The sequence below is a fragment of the Streptomyces sp. UH6 genome (genome assembly GCF_013421635.1).
Lineage (GTDB): Bacteria > Actinomycetota > Actinomycetes > Streptomycetales > Streptomycetaceae > Streptomyces > Streptomyces abyssomicinicus.
The window spans coordinates 1-4,845 of the sequence record NZ_JACADT010000407.1; the positions used below are offsets into that span (position 1 = coordinate 1).

3 protein-coding genes are annotated in these 4,845 nt (G+C 71.0%); 2 read left to right on the top strand and 1 reads right to left on the bottom strand.

The features are described from left to right. The coding region (locus HW445_RS18680) for an SGNH/GDSL hydrolase family protein (RefSeq protein ID WP_180222140.1) at window positions 1-1,109 on the top strand (1,109 nt) is incomplete at its 5' end. Window positions 1,110-1,223: 114 nt separating this feature from the next. Here HW445_RS18680 and HW445_RS18685 read toward each other — a convergent pair. After that, window positions 1,224-4,235, bottom strand: a complete 3,012-nt coding sequence (locus HW445_RS18685) for a carbohydrate binding domain-containing protein (RefSeq protein WP_180222141.1) — start codon at window positions 4,233-4,235, stop codon at window positions 1,224-1,226. Window positions 4,236-4,658: 423 nt separating this feature from the next. Between HW445_RS18685 and HW445_RS18690 the strand changes: the two genes are divergently transcribed. After that, window positions 4,659-4,845 (top strand): hypothetical protein (locus HW445_RS18690; protein ID WP_180222142.1); only part of this gene is annotated, 187 nt, incomplete at its 3' end.

Genomic DNA, 4,845 nt, shown 5'->3' on the forward strand with positions numbered 1-4,845 from the left:
AGGTCGTGCGCACCAGTGCCGCCGGGCGCGGCGTCCGCGTGCGGCTGACCAACGAGTTCGGTGCGACGCCCCTGGTGATCGGCGAGGCCCGGGTCGCCCTGGCCGCTCCGGGCGAGCCCGGTGGGATCCGGCCGGACACCGACCGTCCCCTGCGCTTCGGCGGCAGCACCTCGGTCACCCTGCCGCCCGGCACCCGGCGCTGGAGCGACCCCGTCGCGCTCGACGTCCCGGCGGGCGCCGACCTGACGGTCAGCGTGTACCTCCCGCGCCGCACCCCCGCCACGACCGTGCACAACCTCGCCTACCAGCACGGCTGGCTCGCCCCCGGCAACGTCACCGGCAAACCGGCCGTCGAACCGACCGCCACGGTCACGACGTGGTACTTCCTGTCCGGCGTGAGCGTCACCGGAGGCCCGCGCCCGGGGCGGGCCGGGGCCGTCGTCGCCTTCGGCGACTCCATCACCGACGGGGCGGAGACCACCCTCGACGCCAACCGCCGCTGGCCCGACCGGCTCGCCGAGCGCTTGCGGACCGACCCGGCGCTGTCCCGTCTCGGTGTCCTCAACGCCGGCATCAGCGGCAACCGTCTGCTGCGTGACCCGAACCCGCCGGCCGGCACCCCCGCCGAGGACTACGCGGCGTTCTTCGGCGAGGCCGGCCTCAAGCGGTTCGAGCGCGACGTGGTGGACCAGCCGGGCGTCGAGTACGTCGTGGTCCTGCTGGGGGTCAACGACATCGGTCAGCCGGGCGGTGGGGCGGCCCCCGCCGACGAGGAGGTCACCGCTGCCGAGGTCGTCTGGGGCCACCGGAAGCTGGTGGCGATGGCGCACCGCCACGGTCTGCGGGCCTACGGCGCGACCATCATGCCGTTCGAGGGGGACGACCTCGGCTTCCACACCCCGGAGCGGGAGGCGAGGCGTCAGGCCGTCAACGCCTGGATCCGCACCGGCGGCGTCTACGACGCGTTCGTGGACTTCGACGCCGCCACCCGCGACCCCGCGCACCCGGCCCGGCTCCTCCCCGCCTACGACAGCGGTGACGGCCTGCACCCGAACGACGCCGGGATGAAGGCGATGGCGGACGCGGTCCCGCTCCGCCTGTTCCGCTGAGGGTCCGCCCGCAGGTGACGCGGAGACGCAGGCGTGCCGGGGCCCCGGCGGACGCCGCGGGCGTCCGCCGGGGCCGTGGGCGGCGGTGCTCCACTTCCGGCAGGGGCCGGTGCTCTACTTCAGGTAGGGGCCGGTGGCGCCGATCTTGCCGGGGCCGTTGAGGACGTAGACGCGCAGGTTGCCCTTGCCCGGTGCGGCGACGGCGAGCTTCCCGTCGGTGACGACCCGGGTGTCACCGGTGACGGCGTCCCTGTAGGTGCCGTTGGGGATGCCGGCGTAGGTGGCGGCGTGGGTCACGGTGACCAGGGCGAAGCTGTCCGTCCCGCCCGCCGTGTAGCGGCGCTTGTAGGCGATCTCGCCGCTGATGCCCTCGGTGGAGTACTGGCCCGTCTGGAGGGCGGGGACCGCCCGGCGGATCTCGTTGAGCCGCTGCACGTGCTTGACCAGCGGCTGGGCCAGCGTGGTGGCGACCGTGCCGGTGGCGGTGTCGACCTTGCCGAACTCCGAGGCCTTCACGTCGCCCTCGAGGTGGTCGCCGTAGTAGGCCCGCCCGGTGGTCGCCAGCGGGCAGGTGGGCCCGCAGTCGATCTTCTTGCCCTTCTGGAACTCGATCTCCGAGCCGTAGTAGAGCGTCGGGATGCCGCGGAAGGTCCACATCAGGGACATGTTCTCGGCCCAGGCGTCGGTGCCGCCGGTGTAGCGTTCGCCGCTCTTGTTCGGGCCGTAGTCGTGGCTGTCGACGTAGACGACGTTGTACGTGGCGTCGTTGACGGAGTCGTCGGAGTCCTTCCCGTTGTGGAAGGCGTTGGACGCGTCGCCGAAGTTCATGTGCATGCGCATGTCGATGATGTTCATGCCGGAGAACCTGCTGTGGTCGGGAGCGTGGTAGTCGTTGCCCGACAGGAAGGCGTTGGCGGACGTCGGCTGCGCGGCCGTGCCGGCGTTGTTCTCGTACTCGTACATCTCGAGGGCGGCCTTGGCGTCGTCGGCGCTGTACTCCTTGCGTTCCTTCCAGGTGAAGAACTGCGCGGAGTGGTTGACCGAGCCCCGGTTCCACTTGTCGTTCACGAAGGCGCCGACCTCACCGAAGACGAAGAAGTTCTTCGCGGCCTCGGCGCCGTGCTGCTGGGTGACCCGCTCCTGGATCGCGGGCAGGAAGCGCCGGTTCCAGGTGGTGCGGGGGATGTGCACGGCGGTGTCGACGCGGAAGCCGTCGACGCCCATGTCGATGTACTTGTTGTAGGCGCCGATCAGGTGGTTCTGGACCTTGGCGCTCTCGGTGTTGAGGTCGGCGAGGTCGTCGTGCAGCCAGCAGGACCGGGAGTCCTCGCCCTCCCAGTTGCCCAGCCAGCAGGTGTGGTAGATGTCCTTGGGCCAGGCGCCCGACGTGGCGTTGGGCCACTGGCAGTTGTAGATGCGGTAGCCCTCGGGCGAGGTGGACGGCGTGGGCTGCCCCCAGTTGACGCAGGTGTTGCCGGTGGGCTCCGCGGTGGACCACAGGTCGCCGTTGTAGTACGACTTCCCGGACTTCGGCTCGACGGACAGGCCGTCGTACTCGAAGGCGGAGTTGGGCTCGTCGTAGTACCAGCTCCACTGGGCGTCGCGCACGCCGTAGTGCTTGGGCGTGAACAGCCCCTTGGCTCCCCAGCGGGAGGAGTGGTTGTAGACGACGTCCTGGTAGATCTTCATGCCCTTGGCGTGGGCCGCGTTGATGAGGTCCTGGTAGGACGCGCCGGCCGACTCCAGGCGGCGGTCGACCCGGTAGAAGTCGTAGCCGTGGTAGCCGTGGTAGTCGTAGTCGGAGCGGTTGAGGACCACCGGGGTGATCCAGACGGCCGACATGCCCAGGCCCTTGATGTAGTCGAGCTTGTCGATCAGCCCCTTGAAGTCACCGCGGAACATGGGGTCGTCGTTGGCGGCGTTCCCGGAACGCTCGTGCTGGCTGCCGCCGCGGTTGTTGGAGCCGTCACCGTCGTTGAAGCGGGCGGTGAGGACGAAGTAGATCGGGTCCTTGCGCGGGTCGGTGCCCAGCGGCTTGCCCTGGGCGGGGGCGGGCGGCCGGTCGCCGGTGGTGGCGGAGGCCGGCGCCGAGGCCGCGGACAGGTTGCCGGCCGCGTCGGCGGCGCGGACGGTGAAGGTGTAGGCCGTCCTCTCCTCCAGGTCCGTCACCGACAGCACGGTCGAGCTCACGTCGGTCACCACCGTGCCCTTGGTACCCCCGGTGCGGGTCACCTGGTACGTGGCCACCGACTCGTTGTCGGTGGAGGGCTCCCAGCTCAGGACGACGGCCACGCCGTCGGCCTTGGCCGTCACCTTCGTCGGGACGGTCGGCGCCTCGGTGTCGGGTTCCTCGGCGGCGCAGGGGTCGGCGGCGTTCTTCACCACGACCCGGTCCTTCACGGTGCTCACGCCGGTCGCGATGGTGTAGTCCGAGCCGTTGTTGTTGTCCCACACGCCGTTGCCGTTGTTGAACGCGGCCTTCATCGACGTCGCCGCGCCGAGGTCGACCGTCCTCCTCGTCCAGCCCGTGCAGGCGGCCTCCATGCCGACGCCGGGCACGGTCGTCCAGGCGCCTCCGGCGGGCATGTAGTGCAGGTTCGTGGTGGTCCAGCCGACGCTCGCGGTGGAGTAGTACACGGTGGCGGTGCCGGCGCCCTGGGTGGGGCTGGGGCTGGGATCGGGGTCCGTGCCGCCGGCGCACGGGTCGCTGTGGGCCACGACCCCGTCCTTGACCGTGATGGCGCCGGTGCCCAGGTCGTAGTTCTGTCCCGCGTTGTTGTCCCAGGTGCCGTTGCCGTTGTTGAAGGTGGCCTGCAGCCCGCCGGCCGTACCCAGGGGGACGGTCTTCTTGACCCAGTCCGTGCAGGCGGCCTCCATCGCGACCCCGGGCACGGTGGTCCAGGAGCCCCCGTCCGGGGCGTAGTGCAGGTTGTACGCCGCCCAGTTCTTCGTCTTCGTGTAGTAGAAGACGGTCGCCGTGGACTCGGCGGCGGCCACCGGCACCGCGTCCGCCTCCACGGAGGACGTGGCGGGCATCGCCACGAGCAGGCTGAGTGCGCCGGCGGCGGCCGTGACGGCCGCCAGGAGGCGTCTGGGCGGTCTGTTGCGGGGCGTGCGTTCTTTCATGCGTGATCTCCGGAGGACGGGGCGGCCGGGCCGGGGCCTCAGGGGGCGGCGACCGCCCGCGGGCAGGCGTGCCGCCCCCGTGACCGGTGCCTGACGCGCCGTGAGGGGGAGGGGAGAGACCGGTTGCAAGTTCTGTCGGAATTTTTCTGCAAGGAATTGCGACGGGATGGTTACAGACGCTTGGCAGGGACGTAAAGGGGTCCGGCACGGACTGATGCACTCGCGTCCGGAGATCCGGCAACTGTGCTGATCGACCCGGGAGTTCGACCGGTCAGGCTCCCACGGGACAGCTGATCGATCATGGATCGCCGAGCGCGAAACGCTCCCCCCGCGGGGGCGTCCGGCAGAAGATCCTTCGGGCTCCGGCCACACGCGCGGCCCGTGCCGCTCCGTTGTCCGTGGCTGCCGCTACCGTTCCGGGCCATGGACAAGGATCAGGTGGCCGAGGCGCTCGCCGGCTCCGGGAGGAGCGGCACGCAGGCCCGCGACGAGCTCGTCGCCCGGGGCGCCGAGGTCGTCACCGCCGTGGTGGAACTGCTGTGCGCCGAACCGGAGCGCGTGCCGCGGCACGTGTGCTCCGACGTGCTGGAGCGCATCGGCACGCCCGCGA

Bases quoted from the DNA above. Each gene is read 5' to 3' on its own strand.
- HW445_RS18685 (WP_180222141.1), bottom strand. From the start codon at position 4,235: ATGAAAGAACGCACGCCCCGCAACAGACCGCCCAGACGCCTCCTGGCG.